Annotated in this window: 14 protein-coding genes; all 14 read right to left on the reverse strand. The window is 33.5% G+C overall.

Features of this window, described 5'->3' with window-relative positions; genetic code table 11:
- Window positions 1–125 precede the first annotated feature (125 nt).
- Entirely contained in the window at window positions 126–2,375 is a 2,250-nt protein-coding gene (locus CHRY9293_RS15135; protein ID WP_162033746.1) for a T9SS type B sorting domain-containing protein, read from the reverse strand.
- A gap of 162 nt (window positions 2,376–2,537) precedes the next feature.
- Window positions 2,538–3,014: a ribonuclease HI gene (gene rnhA, locus CHRY9293_RS15140; RefSeq protein WP_162033747.1), complete on the reverse strand. Its 477-nt coding sequence runs from the start codon at window positions 3,012–3,014 to the stop codon at window positions 2,538–2,540.
- A gap of 59 nt (window positions 3,015–3,073) precedes the next feature.
- Entirely contained in the window at window positions 3,074–4,663 is a 1,590-nt protein-coding gene (gene dnaB, locus CHRY9293_RS15145; RefSeq protein WP_122545815.1) for a replicative DNA helicase, read from the reverse strand.
- Window positions 4,664–4,823: 160 nt separating this feature from the next.
- Window positions 4,824–6,890 (reverse strand): T9SS type B sorting domain-containing protein, encoded by a 2,067-nt coding sequence (locus CHRY9293_RS15150; RefSeq protein WP_162033748.1) that lies wholly within the window; start codon window positions 6,888–6,890, stop codon window positions 4,824–4,826.
- 128 nt (window positions 6,891–7,018) lie between these two features.
- On the reverse strand, window positions 7,019–9,106 hold the full coding sequence (locus CHRY9293_RS15155) for a T9SS type B sorting domain-containing protein (RefSeq protein WP_162033749.1): 2,088 nt from the start codon (window positions 9,104–9,106) through the stop codon (window positions 7,019–7,021).
- Between the two features lie 32 nt (window positions 9,107–9,138).
- Complete coding sequence (locus CHRY9293_RS15160; protein ID WP_162033750.1) at window positions 9,139–9,753, reverse strand: tetratricopeptide repeat protein; 615 nt, start codon at window positions 9,751–9,753, stop codon at window positions 9,139–9,141.
- Between the two features lie 90 nt (window positions 9,754–9,843).
- Window positions 9,844–11,079: an MFS transporter gene (locus CHRY9293_RS15165; protein ID WP_162033751.1), complete on the reverse strand. Its 1,236-nt coding sequence runs from the start codon at window positions 11,077–11,079 to the stop codon at window positions 9,844–9,846.
- Between the two features lie 91 nt (window positions 11,080–11,170).
- Window positions 11,171–11,533 (reverse strand): hypothetical protein, encoded by a 363-nt coding sequence (locus tag CHRY9293_RS15170; RefSeq protein ID WP_122634998.1) that lies wholly within the window; start codon window positions 11,531–11,533, stop codon window positions 11,171–11,173.
- A gap of 69 nt (window positions 11,534–11,602) precedes the next feature.
- Complete coding sequence (locus CHRY9293_RS15175) at window positions 11,603–13,102, reverse strand: GH3 auxin-responsive promoter family protein (RefSeq protein WP_162033752.1); 1,500 nt, start codon at window positions 13,100–13,102, stop codon at window positions 11,603–11,605.
- Between the two features lie 125 nt (window positions 13,103–13,227).
- Window positions 13,228–13,473, reverse strand: a complete 246-nt coding sequence (locus CHRY9293_RS15180; protein WP_162033753.1) for a hypothetical protein — start codon at window positions 13,471–13,473, stop codon at window positions 13,228–13,230.
- A 636-nt stretch (window positions 13,474–14,109) separates the two neighbouring features.
- Window positions 14,110–14,550 (reverse strand): hypothetical protein, encoded by a 441-nt coding sequence (locus tag CHRY9293_RS15185; RefSeq protein ID WP_162033754.1) that lies wholly within the window; start codon window positions 14,548–14,550, stop codon window positions 14,110–14,112.
- Between the two features lie 33 nt (window positions 14,551–14,583).
- Entirely contained in the window at window positions 14,584–15,201 is a 618-nt protein-coding gene (locus CHRY9293_RS15190) for a hypothetical protein (protein ID WP_162033755.1), read from the reverse strand.
- 537 nt (window positions 15,202–15,738) lie between these two features.
- Window positions 15,739–16,236: a hypothetical protein gene (locus tag CHRY9293_RS15195; RefSeq protein WP_162033756.1), complete on the reverse strand. Its 498-nt coding sequence runs from the start codon at window positions 16,234–16,236 to the stop codon at window positions 15,739–15,741.
- A 180-nt stretch (window positions 16,237–16,416) separates the two neighbouring features.
- Entirely contained in the window at window positions 16,417–17,784 is a 1,368-nt protein-coding gene (locus CHRY9293_RS15200) for an FISUMP domain-containing protein (RefSeq protein ID WP_162033757.1), read from the reverse strand.
- Between the last annotated feature and the right edge of the window lie 814 nt (window positions 17,785–18,598).

The raw sequence follows: 18,598 nt of genomic DNA on the forward strand, positions 1-18,598 counted from the left end.
CGAGTTGGTTAAGTTATTAATTTATAAATAGAGTTTTATATGTAAAAAGGGATTTAATAAGCTAATTAATAATTGCTATTCTTAAGAAAAATCACTCCGATTTTGGAGTGATTTTGCTGTAATTGTTATTCTCTGTTTTTGACAAGAATCCAACCTGAATATTTGGTTTCAGTATTGTTTTTATCATTTTCATTCCATGAGATAGTGTACCAATAAGTTCCCGTAATGATCTTTTTGCCAAAAGCGGTTCCATCCCATGTGTAATTTCTTATTTTATCTGCTAAATATAATTGATTTCCATATCTATCATACACTGTAAATACAAGATTTTTCTTATAAGAAAGAGCAGAATAATCAATATAGTCATTTTTATTATCGCCATTAGGTGTAATTGCGTTGATGAGGTTGGGGACTGTAATTTGTACCTGAGTAGGCTCACAATTGTAATCATCTTTGACAAATACTCTTACTTCTCCTCTCGCTAGTCCCGTAAATATATTTGAATCCTGCCATTTTACTCCGTCCAATGAATATTTATAAGGAGGCTTTCCTCCGGTTACGTTTACAGTAATAGAATTGTGAGTGATATCAATATTCGAAATAACAGGTTGTAAAGAAGCTTGTATTCTTATTGTTTGAGTGGTAATACAGTTACCTGTTTTGAGCCTTACCCAATAAATTCCAACAGGAATATTTTGAATAGATTGCGTAGTGGCTCCAGTACTCCATTCGTATCCGTCAAATCCGGCGCCTGCATCTAAATCTGTTTTTTCGTCAATGCATATTGTTTTGTCTTTCAGTATTTTAGAATAAATAGGAGGCAGGACAACTAGGTTTATCTTGGTAATCATATAGCAATTCTTAGTATCAATCACTTTTGCATAAACCACCTTGCTTACAGATAGATAAGTAGTGGGGTTCATAATTTCATTAGTGCCTGCCATTGCATCAGCGGCTGATGTATAATATTTTTTTATTGCTGTACCATCGAATGTGATATTTGCAGAATTTAAATCAAATACGGCATTTGTCGGATTATTATCTGTAAAGCAAGATTCTATAGTGTCTTCACGCACAGGAACTAATGGATGTAGATTTAAAGAAATTTCTGCATTACCTGTACATCCCTGAGGAGTTGTCACTTTTACGTATACTTTTCCAGGCGTAGAAGAATAGTTGGAAGGGTTGGTAATTTCATTGATTCCGGCCGTGAGATCGGCCATTGTTTTGTAAAACTTTTTTGTGACTCCACTTACATCAGTAACGTTTGCTGACAAAAGATTAAATATAGCAGTTCCTATATTATTGTTATTACATTCTGTAAGGATTATGTTTCTGGCATTAAAGGGAGCGAGAGACAACTGTATTGTTCCGTCAGCATTGTCGCATAATATACCTGCATTATCTTTTATAACAACAGTTACTGTGGTGTTGGTATTATATTGATAGTTTGTAGGATTGGTAATAGGAGTTCCTGAAACAAAATAGGAAAAAGTATAATTATTTGGATTAGTAACAAATTGAGAATTGTAAGACGTTAAATTAACTGTTCCATAGCCGGTATTTGGATTTGGACAAACAGACTGAGAAGAGGTGTTTTGTAAAATCGGAACTTTATCAGTATAGATTTTTACATTTTTAATGGAATGTCTCGATCGGTTACCTCCAGTTGAAGCTGAAAAGCCGAAGTATCCAATGGTCATTCCGGCTGCTGTGCCTGAAGGCGCGAATGATTGATTGCAAATTACGTTGCCGTCAACTGTTATTTTTATGATCCATTCAGTAGGAATGTTGGTGTTTACTTCGGCTGTTACTTCAACATGTTTGTAGTTGGTACCTTGAAAAGGAAGCGTTGTATTTAAATCTGGTGAGTGAAATGAACTTCCGGGTACATTGAAAAATTCAACATTATTGGTGTCCGTTGTATTGGCAACTTGCCCATATGCTACATGGACCTTACTCATTACAGTTGCTGTAGTATTGTTGTAAGTGTCAAATCCTACGATAAAACCAACAGCATTTTGGGAAACTCCCAAGCCTGATCCTAATACACTTGCTATAGGAGGATTAGCAAGATACCAAAATGCAATACCATCTCCATTAGCGGTTTGATTAGAATCCATTCTAAAGTCAAACTCTACCCTCCATTTATCGCAGTACTTTAGATTGATTGGGTCGTTTAGCCTAATTGAACCAGATTGATTATTGGTATCGGGGGTTAACTGAATAAAATCTCCCATTGATTGGGTGGGGGAAACCATCGTCCAACCTGTGGTGCTTATGGGGTTGCCTGTAAGTTGATATGTTTGAGAGATTAGTTCTTGTGAGAAACAAAATAAAATGAAAGTAAAATAAAACAGTAATTTTCTATTCATTGAATTACACATTAAAATTAGACGCGTAAAGATATTAATTCCTATGTAATAAATGTGTATTTAATGTTAATTTTACGTAAAAATGATTTTGTTTTCAATTAAAAATGTTTTAATTAATGAAATTTATAATATATTTCCATATAAATTAGATTAAATTCAAACTTAAAAAAGAGAGTTTTTTTCTAATGTTTCGAAATATGTATCAGGTTGTAAATCAGAGGAGTTGGAGGCGGCTACCGCAAGCTTATCACAAAGTTCATTTTCGAAATGTCCAGCATGTCCCTTTATCCAATGCATCTTGGGATTATATATATTATATAAATCAATAAATTGTTTCCATAAATCGGGATTTTTAACATTTTTCCATCCCCTTTTTATCCATCCCGCTATCCAATTTTGGTTAACTGCATCAGAAACATACTTGCTATCCGTATATATATGGATTTCGTTTTCCGTTGACTTGAGCTTTTCCAAGGCTGTGATGACGGCCAGAAGTTCCATTCTGTTATTGGTGGTTTTACGAAATCCTTTTGAAAATGTTTTTTGGTAATTTTTTTCAGGAACACGCATGAGAATACCATACCCTCCTTTTCCGGGATTTCCACTGCATGCCCCATCCGTGTATATTTCTATTTTCAAATTTTAGATATTAAAATATAATTTTCAAAAAGCTACTCACAATTTGTATTTAAAAATGACTAAAATGGAAAGTCATCATCATCAAAATCATTCATAGAAGATCCTGAAAGTTGAGAATTATCTGGAAGGTCAAATGCAGCGCCTGGTTGAATAGTTGTTTTTATTTTTTCAAATCCAGATGGTTCTCCTGAAGCTGATCCCGATGAGTAACCACCAGATGCTCCCATATCAAAGGCGGCTTCAACGTCCCCAAATTTTGCAAAATGTTTAAGAAATGAAAGCCTAACATCTGCTGTTGCCCCATTTCTGTGTTTTGCAATAATAAGTTCGGCCTGATTTTCCGTTGAGGTTTCTTGCCCTTCATCGTCATTATCCCAAACTGCAATTTTATAATATTCTGGTCTGAAGATAAAAGAAACGATATCGGCATCTTGTTCAATAGCTCCCGATTCTCTCAAATCTGAAAGTTGAGGTCTTTTTCCTGGTCGCGTTTCTACTGTTCTAGAAAGCTGGGAAAGTGCAATTACCGGAACATTTAGCTCTTTTGCAATGGCTTTTAGTGATCGGGAAATCATAGAGATTTCCTGTTCTCTGTTTCCTGTCCCTTTTCCGCCGCCACCTGCAGTCATTAGCTGTAGGTAGTCCACCATAATAAGCCTTACTCCATGCTGCATTACTAATCTCCTGCATTTTGCACGGAAATCAAATATGGAAAGGGAAGGTGTTTCATCAATATAGAGTGGAGCATTTTCAAGCTCAGAAACATTAGAGAAAAGCCTTTGCCATTCATCATCGTCGAGAGTTCCCTTTCTTAGTTTTTCGGAAGATATTTTAGTTTCAGAAGCAATCATTCTAGTGATTAATTGGACAGAGGCCATCTCAAGTGAAAAAAGTGCCATAGGAATTTTATGTCCTACTGCAATATTTCTTGCCATGGATAAAAGAAAGGCTGTTTTTCCCATTGCAGGACGTGCCGCAATAATAATAAGATCTGAATTTTGCCAACCACCTGTTTCTTTATCTACATCTCTGAAGCCTGAAGGAACTCCCGAAAGTCCTTGCTTATCTTTCAGAGATTTGATGGTATCAATAGCTTGTTTAACTAATGAGTTGGCAGTATCAAACCCTTTTTTAATAGTTCCATTGGTGATTTCAAAAAATGATTGCTCCGCTTTATCTAAAAGTTCAAAAACGTCTGTAGACTCTTTATAAGAGGCGTCAATAACATTGGCAGAAACATTAATTAAACTTCTTAAAATATATTTTTCAAGAATAACACGAACATGATATTCTATGTGGGCAGAAGAGCTGACCCCCATCGTAAGATCAATAATATAATGATCTCCACCTGCTTGATTCAGTTTACCCTCTTTTTTTAGGTCCTGAATGATTGTCATTAAATCCACAGGGTGATTGCCTTCATATAACTTTAAAATAGTAGAAAAAATGATTTGATGTCTAGGATCATAAAAAACCTCAGGAGCAAGTAGATCGATAGAGTAATCAAGTCCTTTTTTATCTATCAAAAAAGTACCTAGGACAAGCTTTTCAAAATCTATTGCATTAGGAGGCATCTTTCCATCAGCAATTGAAAGTTCTTTTGCAAAGTTTCCATGTGTAAGAGATGATAATGTTTCTTTCTGCGCCATAATGCAAAGATAGTTGTTTTGAAAAGTAATTTAAAAATAGTAATTCATATTTTGTTGTTAATAACTGATATAATGTTAGTAATGAAGAGTGTTTTTTTATTGTTAATAAAAAAATCACCTCAAATTTTTGAAGTGATTTTAATGGAATATATAGTTAAAATTATCTTGATTTTACAAGTACCCATCCACTATACTTTGTTTGCGTATTGTTTTTATCATTTTCATTCCATGTAATGGTATACCAATAAGTCCCTGTAATGATTTTTTTACCAAACGCAGTCCCATCCCATTTGTAATCTCTATTCTTGTCTGCAGTATAAAGCTTATTACCATATCGATCATATACTATAAACTCTAGGTTTTTCTTATAAGCCAAAGCGGAGTAATCTATATAATCATTTTTATTATCACCATTAGGTGTTATTGCATTAAGGAGATTAGGAACGGTAATTTGTGTATCTACAGGAATACAATTGAATGAATCTTTTACATATACTTTTACTTCTCCTCTTGGAAGACCTGTAAACACATTAGAGTTTTGCCAGGTAATACCATCCAAAGAATATTGGTAAGGACCTACTCCTCCTGTTACATTAATTGTAATCGTATTATTAGTAATGTCTATACTACCAATAACGGGTTGCTGAGAAGCATATACTTGTACTTGTTGTAACGTAAAACAAGGGCCTGTTTTAAGTTTTACCCAATAAGATCCTACTCCTACGTTAGAAATGGACTGTGTTGTGGCACCGGTACTCCATTCATATTCATCAAACCCTGGACCAGCATCTAAAGTTGTGGTATTTTCAACACAGATCGTTTTGTTTTGTAGAATAGTCGATTTTACAGGAGGTAAAACTTTTAATGTAATTTTAGATATTGCATAGCAGTTGTTTTCAGTAAAAACTCTTACGTACACATCTGTATTTTGCGAAATATAGTTTGAAGGGTTGTTAATTGGGTTTGTCCCACTAATTGCATTAGCTAGCGTAAGATAAAATTGTTTGGTTACTCCCGTTGTTAATGTAGTTACATTAGCCGTATTAAGATCAAATGATGCTGTAACTGTATTGGATTCAATAAAGCAAGACTCAATAGTGGCATCGTGAGCATTAGATACAGGAAAGAAATCCAAATTAACGGTCGTATTTCCTACACAGCCTTCTGAAGTCTGTACTTTTACATATAGTGTTTTTACACCAGATACATAATTGGTGACATTTGTTATAGCGTTTACATCTGCATTAAGATCAGCTAGTGTAAGATAAAATTTCTTTACAGCATTAGGCTCTGCAGGGTAGACATTTGCTGTATTAAGATTAAAGGTACCTGTACCAGCATTATTGTTATTGCATGCATAAAGGGTCACTCTTTCAGGGGTAATGTCGCCTTGCTTAAAAGTGAATTTTCCGCTTTGAAAACATCCATTTGCGGGATTGTCAGGATTGGTTAAGTCTTCATAGATGATTCTATAATAGAATATTTCTCCTGCGTTTACAGTGGTCGTTGTAATTGGAGCGTTTCCTGTAATAGCATCATTAGCATTAGTATGGTAGGTGATAGTAAAGCCCGTATTGCCATTTAAAATTCCATTTGTAAGAGTGGTAAAATTAAACTGTGATGGTAAAACGCATTTTACTATATAGTTTGGATCACTTGGATTTGCTGCCGGAACTCCTGGGACAATAAATGGATTAGGTGCTAATGTAGTATCTGTAAAAGCAGAAGTTAGGGTTGCTGTTCCACTCCATGTTAATGAGAATCCATTTGCAGAATTACTATAGTTATCTACAATCAAATAATATGTTTCACCTGCAACTACATCCATATAGGGCTCAAACCACTGGCTATTAGAGTCTGTCAATTCGAGTCCTGTATTTCCTGTTGGTGAGGCAGGCGCATAGTTACATCTTATGGCATTCCCCAAATTGCTGCAGTCTGTATTAGGGCCAAATACCGCAAAATCATAATCATCATTGTTCACGTTTGAGTCAATGACAAAAGCTAATGTTCCGGAGGTTGCAACGGTGAATTTATACCATACGGAAAAGTTTTCGTCACTTGCTAAACAGCTTATGGATGACAGATCCTCTTCCACATCTCCGTGGCCACTCGGGGTATATGAGATATTAGAGTTTCCACATACTGGAATTGATGAAACACAATCCGATTGCGAAAAATATAATTGTGATAAAAATAAAATAAAAAGGAGTAGTAATTTTTTCATTCTAGTTAAGCTTTATAAAATAAAAGTAAAGAAAATTCTTTATATGAGAATACTAATACATTAAATAATAGAATTTATCAATGTAAAAAACCGCCTATACTAAAGCGGTTTTTTCATATGATATAATTTTAATCTCTGTTTTTAACCATTATCCATCCTGAGAATTTAAAAGGAGTATTCTTTTTGTTATTCTCATTCCAAGTAATAGAGTACCAGTAAGTTCCTGTAGGTATTTTTTTGCCTCCAACAGTTCCATCCCATTTATAACTATTTGACTTATCTGCTTGGAAAAGTTGACTTCCATATCTGTCAAAAATAGTAAATGTCAAACTTTGTTTACCTGATAATGCAGAATAGTCAATCACGTCATTTATTCCATCTCCATTTGGAGTGATTACATTGATAAGATTAGGGACAACAATATTTATTTCAATAGGATCACAGTTATAAGCGTCTTTTACATATACTTTACTATCTCCTCTCGGTACATTTTTAAATACATTTGAATCTTGCCAGTTTATGTTATCCATAGAATATTTATATGGAGGAGTCCCTCCTGTAACATACACTGTTACTGTATTGGTTGCGATTTCTATATTTGAAATTACTGGCTGCTCGGTAGGATAAACTTTTACAGTTTGTGTGGTAAAACATTCTCCTGTTTTTAGCTTTACCCAATAAGTTCCCACTCCTACATTAGAAATAGATTGAGTAGTTTCTCCCGTGCTCCATTCGTAAGCATTAAATCCGGGACCTGCATCCAGGGTTGTTTTATTTTCAATACAAATAATTTTATCTTCAAGAACATTAGAATAAATAGGAGGGAGTACAATTAACGTCACTTTTGCTACGCTATAGCAACCATTGGTGTTTATTACTTTTACATAGGCAACACCATTAGGAGCAATGTATGTTGCTGGCGTCATAATTTCGTTAGTACCATCAACAGCATCGGCTAAGGAAGGATAATACTTTTTAGTCATATTATTCTGTGAATTAACTGGGGCTGTAGTAAGGTTAAATAATGCCGTAGAAGGATTAGTTTCTATAAAACAAGATCTTAACGTTGCGTCAGTTACCGTTACAGTTGGAAAGAAATTTAATTTAATTTCCACGATATCCTTACACCCATATTGATTTGTTGCTTTTACGTAAACAGAACCAGCAGGAGATGTGTAGGTATAAGGATTTAAAATTTCATCAATACCGTTGTTGGCGGCCGCAAGTGATGGATAATATTGCAATGTATAAGATGGGTCCGCATTAATGCTAGCTGTGGTAAGATTATATAGTGCCGTTCCTGTATTATTGTTACTACATTCTGTAAGTGCTGCGGGAGATAGTTTAAAAGATCTATCCTTGAACTTTATTGTTCCAAATTCTCTACACTGATTTAAAAAACTTGTAGGGCTGTTAGGATCTACATAGGAAATAGCATAGCTATAATCAGTGTTTGTATTTACAGAGATAGGCGTTGTAATGGGATTGATATCCTCCATGGCATCAGCTCCACTTCTATAATACTTGACTATGAAATTAGAATTTCCATTGAGGATGTGATTTGTTAATGTTGAGAAATCAAAATTTATAGGATTACCACATATATCAATTTCTCCATTTTGACCAGGTTCCAAAAACGGATAAGGTTGATAAATTTTGGAAGAATTATAGTCAAATGGAGTAAGTAATGTAGCTGTACCTCCAAAAGTCAAAGAAAATGGTGCTACGTCAGTTGAAAAGTTATTTAATAGTAAATAGTATACTTCACCAGGTGTTACATCAATATATTTTACAAAGCCATTACCGCCTGCTCCTTCCGAGGTATCTGTTGCCGTCAAGCTAAGACCAGTCAACGGGGGTGTAATGGAAGTGCCTAACGAAGCATATGAACACCTTAGTGGGGGAGCATTTACATTTGCACAGTCATGACTAGGGCCATAAAGGGCAAAATCGTAATCAATATTATTAGCTCCGGGGCCTGTAGGGGTAACTAAAAATGTCAACGTTCCTGGGGTTTGTATACTGAAAGTAAACCAAAACGAATTACTTTCACCGCTTAAACAACCTCCTGATCCGGCTTCTGCGACTGTTCCCGCCCCATTAGGGGTCATAGAAATGTCTGCGTCACTACATATGGGAACTGCGGTAATACAATCTTGTTGGGCAAAAAATGTTTGAGAAATAAAGAAAATAAAAATAAATATATATTTTTGCATATTGTAGTCAATTTTAAATTTTAATCCAAAGATTAGTTGTTTTTAAGTAATTGTTTGCCCCAATTAGGTGCAAAACTATCTGAAGATTTGTATGTTTCAAAATCCTTTGAGGCCTTTTGATATAGGCTTTCAGAATCTTCCTTATCTGCAGGGTTGGTTTGTTGAGCTATTTTCGCTTTTAAGAGAGTTAATCTTGGATTATTAGTAGAAAGTGCTTCTGCTTTAGATAGATATTCAGAAACAGCAGAGAGATCTTTTTGAACACCTGAAGAAGAGTCCAATGATATTTTTTGAAGAGCAATCAGTCCTAAAAGGATCTGAATTTCTGAATTGTTAGGTTGTGAATTTATAGTACCATATGCATATTTTTCTGCAATAGCAATTGATTCCTTAACAGACTGTATAGAATTTTTCTTTATTAATAAATCATTCTTTAGATAAAGAGCTACAGCGGCATAATAATAAGCTTGCCAGGGTTCAGAAGTATGACTTTGGGTAAATTTTTTAAATAGATTATTGTAGTCATTTTCTGTTTTAGCTGTATTAAGTTGTAAAACAAATTGCTGTAAGTTCTTGTCTGGTATTGCTTGCGCATTAGCCCAAAATCCGGCCATGAGCAAACAAAAAAAGAATAAAGTTTTTTTCATAAGGGGAATTTTTATACAGCAAATATAAAAAATTATTAACGATGAATTAAATAAATTGTTATATATTTAAAGATTCCCTATCTATAGACCTCAATATTGCATTTTTCTTAGCTTAGGATTTGTTATTCCTACGATCATCGCAATAAGAACAGTCATGCTCCCTCCAAAAACTACCGAACGTATTACACCAAGGAGTTTTGCGGTTAATCCACTTTCAAACTGCCCCATTTCATTACTTGACATGATAAAAATTGAATTAACACTTAAAACCCGTCCCCGAATATGATCAGGGGTTTTAAGCTGGACAATTGTTCCTCGAATAACAACTGATATACCATCTAGCATTCCACTTAATACCAAGAACATAAAAGAAAGCCAATAAAGTTTGGATAGACCAAATCCAATAATGCAGATGCCAAAGCCCGCAACGACAGTAAGTAAAATTTTTCCTTGATTTTTTCTTAAAGGAATGATTGATAATATGGTTATTATGCACATTGAGCCAATATCAGATGCAGCGTTTAACAATCCAAATCCTTCAGCTCCTACATTTAAAATATCTGTTGCAAAGACTGGGATCATAGCAACTGCCCCTCCAAAAAGAACGGCAAACATATCTAGACATAGAGCTCCTAAAATTTCCTTAGTTTTAAATATATACATAATACCTTCACGCATACTTTCTACTACATTTATACTTTCTTTTTTATATTCAGAATATTGTTTATTTAATTGCCAGAAAAATAATGAAGCTATAAAAATTAATAAAATGATGACTACTAAGGTCCACTTAATACCGAAATATCCTATTAAGAAACCTCCTGTTGCATGCCCGCAGACAGAAGAAATTAGAAAGGTAGCTTGGTTTAATGTTATTGCATTTGGGAGGTTTTCTTTTTTTACAATTTTAGGAATCATGGAAGGGAGAATAGGGCCAATAAAAGCTCTTATAATTCCTGTAAAGAAAATTACGGCATAAATAAAATAGGTAATTTGATGTCCTGTAAAGTGCATTTCAACTTTCAGGAATGAAGGAATGAGCAGAAGGCTGATCAAAAAAATGTAAGCATAATTACAAATGAGTAAAAGTTTCTTTTTTTCATTCATATCAATGACATGACCAGCATACAATGCACAGCTTACTGCCGGAATGACTTCTGAAAGACCTATTAAACCAATTGAAAAGGGATCTTTTGTCAATTCATATACCCACCATCCTAATAAAGTTGCGAGCATTCTGAAAGCTAAAACAATAAAAAATCTTCCTGTAAGAAGATTTCTAAATTCAACATTTTGCAATGTTTTTAAGGGCGTAAAAGAAATCATGCGCAAAAATAGCCTTAAATAATTTATTTATGACAATTTACATTTTGATTTTTGAATGATAAATCAAATAACGAGTAAAAGATAATATCTATTAATCAGCTCTAGAAGCACTAATTACCAAAGCAGCTACTCCGGCAGCCCCAATAACTACAGCCCCAGCGGTTGTTCTTGCTTTTCTGGTATCCCGCACAGCAGCTACATCGGCTTTAGGGATAATGATTTGTGTACTATCTTTTTTTCCTGCTGTTCCTATTAAGTTATCACCATCTACATTACGGAATAACATTTTTTGATTTTTTGATCCATCCTTCATCATGATGACATATGTTCGCCCTGCAGCAAGGTTGGAATAATCATTTTTTGAAACATCTTCAGTGTATTTTGTGGTAGCACAAGATGAAATAACGAATAAGGAAGTAAGTAAAGAGGATTTTAAAAGTAGAGATGCTTTCATTATTGTTGTTTAGGTTTTCAAATTTATAATTTTTTTTGAATATATGTTTTGGGAATGAATAAAATATGTTTATTTCTTATAAAATTCTAATAAATCTGCAATTTTTCTATCATTAGCAAGTCTTGGAATTTTATTTTGACCTCCTAATTTTCCTTGAGATTTTGCATATTCATGAAATGCGGTTTTTTTTAATGTTGTGATGTGCAGTTTTTCAAGAATATTTCCAGAAATAAGATCATCATAATAAGTGTTGCGTTTTCTTAATTGTTTATCCAACTCATCTCTGAAGTTTTCCAAGTTTTCAGGTTCTTTTTCAAACTCTATAAACCATTCATGATGAGGTAGTCCTTCGTATGGGTTTACTTGGGGGGCAAGATGGAACTCTGTAATTTGTGCAGGATACTTTACTAAAGTAACTTTCATTGCTTCTTCTATTTCATAAGCAATCACATGTTCCCCAAATGCGGAAGTAAAATGTTTTGTTCTTCCGCTGACCAAAATTCTATGGGGGTTTTTGTCAATGAACCTTACTACATCACCAATTGAATAAGCCCACAATCCCGAATTTGTAGTTAAAATTAAAGCATAATCTTTATTGAGCTCAATATCTTTTAATGTTAATCGTTTTGCATGAGGCTTGCCGTATTCTTCTAAAGGAATAAATTCATAGAATATGCCATGACGAGTTAAAAGAAGTAACCCTTCCTTTGTGTAATCATCCTGAAATGCAAAGAAACCTTCTGATGCAGGAAATGTTTGTATGATATCTACTTTCCCGCCTAATAGTTCTTCCATTTTGTCACGATAAGGTTCATAGTTTACTCCACCTGTAATGATCAATTGAAGATGAGGGAAAATTTGTTTTATTTTCTTATTATGTTTTTCAACTAATTTTTCAAAATACATGATTAACCAAGGAGGAATTCCAGAAATGAGCGTCATGTTTTCATTCTCTGTTTCCTCGATAATTTTATCAATTTTAGTTTCCCAATCTTCTATGATGTTAGTTTCCCAACTTGGAAGCCTGTTCTTTTGAAGGTAACTTGGAATATGATGCGCTACAATTCCTGAAAGCCGGCCTGTTTTTATTCCATATATCTCATCAAGTGTTGGACTTCCTTGTAAGAAAATCATTTTTCCTTTTACGAAATCCGCATTGTCTTTTGCTGCAATATAATGAAAAATAGCACTTTGGGCTCCTTTGATTTGATATGGCATACCTTCTTTAGATATAGGAATATATTTAGAGCCTGAAGTTGTTCCTGAAGTTTTAGCAAAATATTCAGGCGTTTCTATCCAAAGTATATTAGCTTGCCCTTTTTTTACTCTTTCAATATAAGGTTTTATATCTTCATAATCGGAAACTGGGACTTTCTCCTGAAATTCTTGAATGGTATGAATATTTTCAAAATCATGTTCTCTTCCAAAAAGTGTTTTTTTTGCAGTGTCGACTAGGGATAGTAATACCTCTTCTTGATCCTTTGTAGCATTTTTTTTGAATTCTTCAGCTTTTTGCACATGTTTTTTTGCCCAGATAAGTGCTGCTTTTTTCTTTAGGAGATTTAACATGCTTCAAATTTATAAATTAATGAAGAATTTAATAGTATGTTCTTATCTATATAATAAAAAAACCGAGGAGAATTTCCATCGGTTCTTCGAAATTTGATTATGAAAATAACAACTATATGTTGAGTTTATTTGTTTTCTTTATATCTTTTGTCTGGAGTTCCGTCTTTTTTTAGTTTTTTATTGTCTTTGTACCTTTTATCAGGAGTTCCATCTTTTTTCATTTTTGCAGCAGGTTTTGCTGTTTTTGATTCAGAAGTTTTTACTGCTTTGGTTGTTGGTTGAGTATTTGTACTTGTAGCAGGCACAGTTTGCTGAGCAGTAGCAAGTCCTAGTCCTAGTACTAAAGACATTGCAGTTAATAGTTTTTTCATAGAATTATTTTATTTTGTTATTCAAAGTTATACAAAAACTGAGCTGAAATTTTTTGTTTTTTGAAACTTAACTAAAGTTTATTACAGCTTAAAAAAAAATTAAATGAATTGATAAAAAACAAAATCTGCTTCTTCTTTTTAGAGGAAGCAGATTCTAACATATGTATGAAAGCTGGTTTGACATGTATATTCTCAAAAACATGCTTTGCCGACTTTTAGGTGAGAAGTATATATCATTTTTTCGATGGTAATTATTTGAAATTTATCACTTTGATTATATGCTATTTTAATGATATTTCTTAGGAAGTTTTGAATTATAAATCTCAAACACCATGCCGTTCAATTTTTTTGATTTATTTTTAACGTTAAATTATAATTTTTAACTTTTTTTTGTTGTTATTGAATGTTTTTCTAATTTTTAATAAAATATGAATATAATGGGAAAGAGACTTGTTGAATGTGTTCTTTGAAATGAAATTCACCTCCGTTTAAAATAAAATTTATATCTAAAGAAGTAATCTTAAAATTAAATAATAGGATAGAATGCAATATAAAAAAAGCGACAATTTTAAATTGCCGCTGAGTATATAACTTATTAATAGTTTTTACTAATTTGTATTGCCATTTTACTTTTTGTTACGATCTAGGCATAGAACATGCAGTCGGATCAAGAGCTTTCCATGTTCCTCCATTGATTGTATTTGATGGATTGTCGTAATACCATAATCCACGGCATAGTGTTCCTTCTGTAGATCCTACTCCGGCTACACCTGTGGTAGCTGTATTGTAAATCATAAATCCATCATAAAAGAATGGATAATTTTCTTCTTCGCCAAAGTTTCCTTGAGAAAAAGAGGTAAAAGTACTTAAATCCGCTCTTGGGAATATAAGCCCTTTTCCAATATTTGTTGTACCATTGTAACTTGGGTCGGAAGAAGCGTCAATAAACGCTGAACTATTGGCCGCTGATGCAATAGCGGTACTATTGGCTATTCTTACTTGCCCATAAAAATAACTTCCCATTACTAATAATACTAAATAAGTAATCTTTTTTACACTAATGAATGTGTTTTTCATGTTTAAATATTTAATTGATGAATTTTATCTGTTTTAAAAACCAGAAGCCCAATCCCATAATCCATTACCTATATAGATAAATGATCCAGAATTTTCTTTTGCTAACTGTTTGTTTATTGGCATAGATGCATTTCTTGGCTGTGGCAAAATATTCACTGGCATATTTCCTATGTTTGAAGCCATAATTATTTTGCCTACGGTAACACCTGTGGTGGGAAGAGTTAATGTCTGACCAGCCGTATTAATATTTAGCTTAATATAATCATCTGTTGCTAATGCAGTATAACTTGCCGTTTTTTCAGTTGTTACATTAAAAGTGCTTGAGCTGGAACTTCCTGCTATTTTCCACTTGGAAGTTGGGTTGTCATAATAATAAAAACCAGAGTTTTTAATATCAGAGGTTTTACCTGTGCTTCCTACTCCTGAAGAGATAAAAACTAAAATTCCATTCTGAGCTGCTCCATACGCAGCATCTTTTGCTGCTAATTCAGTTACGGTAAAACGAGGCACTAACATTCCTTCAGGGGTAGTTGGAGAGGAGCTACTTGTAACTTCTAAAGTAGATTGAGGGGTGTTTGTATTTATCCCCACTTGTCCAAACACAAAAGAACTTGAAGCAATAGCTAACGTTGCAATAAAATTTTTTTTCATCATAATTGAGTTATTATTTATTCTATAATAATTGTTGTGTTTATTTTATATCTATGTCACATCTGTGGATCTGTAATGGCTATTACAAATAATATAAATGTGAATACTTAACATGAATGTAAATGGCTAATTATTTATTCCTAACACTTATTTTGTGTATAGAATGCCACCAACGTGGATGGACAAGTCTCTACTTTATTTTAGTGTATATGTAAGAATAGTGGATAGATAATTGTATTTACCCAAGATAGATTGAGAAGCATTTTTTTTCATAAAGTGTTTTTTTTGTAGTAATAAAATTACATTTCTTTATACTCAGTATCAAAAATGAAGCCAATTTATAGATTGAAGAAAAATTTGAGTTTAATAAGATACTAATTTTCATTAAAAATATGCCCAATGGCTTATCTTATGCCCTGTTAAAAAAACAAAAAAGCAATGAACATTCATTGCTTTTTTATGTTTTAGTAGAGTGAAATGTACACTCTTGCCCGTTTTCACTTTAGGGGTATAATACTTTTAATAACTATTATTATCTTATTTTAGAATATTGTTAGGGTTAGCTTGCTGTTTTAGATTAGTAAAGGTAGGATTAGAGCTCTTCGGAATAGAACAGGCAGTTGGTTCAAAAGGTCTCCACGTTCCACCATTAATAGTATTGGAAGGATTATCATAATACCATAATCCACGACACAAAGTTCCTTCTGTAGCTCCTACTCCCGCGACCCCGCTGGTAGCTGTATTATATACCACAAATCCATCATAAAAAAATGGATAGTTGGTTGATTGGCCAAATGCTCCTTCCGAGAAGGATGTAAAAGTGGCTAAATTGGTTCTTGGAAATAATAATCCTTTTCCAGTATTGGTTGTAGCATTATAGCTGGGATCTGAAGAGGCGTCAATAAATGCTGAACTATTAGCAGCTGATGATATGGCAATACTATTGGCTATTCTTATTTGTCCATAGAAATAACTACTTACTAGGAATAAGAATAAATAAATTATCTTTTGAATGTTAACAGAGGTGTTTCTCATTTTGATGTGTTTTATTCATTAAAATATTTTTTTATTTGTTATTATGTAATGAATTTATAATAACAAAATTTATAATACTATTGCAAAAAAGCATTTTTTATTAAGAGAGTATACCGACGCTTTTACTCGTCGGCATACTATGTTTTATAATTCTAAGAAATAATTTACTTAGATAGTATTTTATTCTTGTATACATCGGATGGGAGCGCCCACGGAGCGTACTTGTGGTTGATTACCATTACCACTTACACTGGAGGTAAAATAAAACATATAACTCATTGTGGATCCTGACTCATCAACGGCCCAATAGTCACCCGTTACACCACGGCCTGCTAGTGCTCCTTGTCCTGCATTAGTGCCGCGATAGCCAGCAGCTGGGAATACTAATATATTTCCATTATTTGTACATGTGAATTGTTTGGCCGCTCCAAAATTTGTAGGATCATTTGGTGAACCGGTGCTAAAAGTTCCTATGTTACTTGGTGTATTACTCGTATTTAAAATTGCCCATTCTGAAGATGTAGGTACTCGGAATCCACTAGGGCATGGATCGTTTACTGTTTTTGATGCTGACCAAGATCCATTAGGTGCTGTTGAGGAATCCCAGCCAGGTAAAGCGCCTGTGGTAGAGTATGCTGTTGCTACTGGGGATATTCTTCCCCATTGGTAATAATTGCCGGCAGTGGCTTGTGTAGGTACATTAGCGGGTTGGTTTATGTCTGCTCCTAAGTTATGAGTCATCCATGCTTTACTAGATCCACACATTACAACTTGGTTGCCCCCGCCACCTCCGCCACTACCATCTACGATTCTGGTAAATGTACAAGTTTGTCCTTCCAGAGTGAATGTAAAGCTTGCTGTTCCTGCCGCTGAAGCGATTCCTGTAATAATAAGATTAAAGTTTCCGGCTGTGCCATTAGCTAGGGTTCCTGCCATTAGAGTGGCTGTTAGGCCAGTAACTCCTGTAGAAGGTATGGTTTGGCCGGGATAACTTGCTCCGTTTCCTGCAGTATACTGAAAAATATTAAATTTATCAGATCCAAGTACCGGCGTACCTTGTACAAAATGTCCTCCCATAGGAATTGTCCCTGCACAATCGAATTGAAAAGAAGGAGGAGTTACTGTACATAAATCGGGGCGTACAGGTTTCCATGTTCCTCCATTAAGAATGTTGGAAGGATTATCATAATACCAAAATCCACGACATAATGTACCTTCTGTAGATCCAACTCCTGCTACTCCAGAGGTGGCAGTATTAAACAAAATAAATCCATCATAAAGAAAAGGGTAATTGTTGGCAATGCCAAAAGGAGCTTGTAAGAAAGCCGTAAAGGTTGTTAAATCAGTTCTTGGAAATAATAATCCTTTTCCAATATTGGTTGTGCTATTATAACTTGGATTTGAAGAAGCATCAATAAATGCCGAGCTATTAGGGGCTGAGGAAATTGCAATACTATTGGATATTCTTATTTGGCTATAAAAATAATTTCCCAATATTAAAAATGAGAAAAAGAGTATCCTTTTTATACTAATAAATTTTTGTTTCATTTTCTGTCTGTTTAATTTGTTAATGAGTTTTTTATTCAGAAATCCAATTCTATGGGGAATTGTTAATACTTACCATTTCTATAAATTATTTTAGTTTTTGTAGTAATACATTTTATTTAAGTTATAAGAAATTTCTATCTCTATACTATTTGTGGTAGATGTAGTTGTATTAATCCCCATCTATCCACGTAGAGGATTATTTGATATTATTAGATGTATAGCTATAAATTGCTTATTCATGATGATTTTATTTTTTTTAAGTTCTAACAAAGATTATATGGGTTGTAGAGAATTATTTTTTATGTCTACACAGAATAATAAAAAATAATACATTTCCTTAAATTGGGAATTATTATTCCGGTAACACAGTAATTAGTTATTCTAATGATCTGTATATACATGGAATAAGACTCGTTCAGTTACAGGTGTTTAAAATTTTGAGTACCTGTTAGCTACTAAGAATTGTAATCTATACTCTAGAAAGTATGATATTTCTTTAATGACTTATTTATGAAAAATAGGATTTGTACTAATTTCCATATGCGTACATAAAAATTAAATGTTTAAATAGATTTTATTTTTCATAGTAAGGTGTTTTGTCTAACAAATATATAATTTTTTTTTCATATTTAAATTTTATATAGTATAGGATTTTAATGTTAATTTTTTTTCATATGGAATGGTTTTTATGGTATCCGTCTCACAACTGAGGCGGATATTTTTTTGGATACCTCAATAGGATTTCGTATATTTATATTTGATAATCAGATATTTGCTTATGAATTTCAAGCATTATAACCAAAATCAGCTGGTT

The sequence above is a fragment of the Chryseobacterium potabilaquae genome, from assembly GCF_902728265.1.
Classification (GTDB): domain Bacteria; phylum Bacteroidota; class Bacteroidia; order Flavobacteriales; family Weeksellaceae; genus Chryseobacterium; species Chryseobacterium potabilaquae.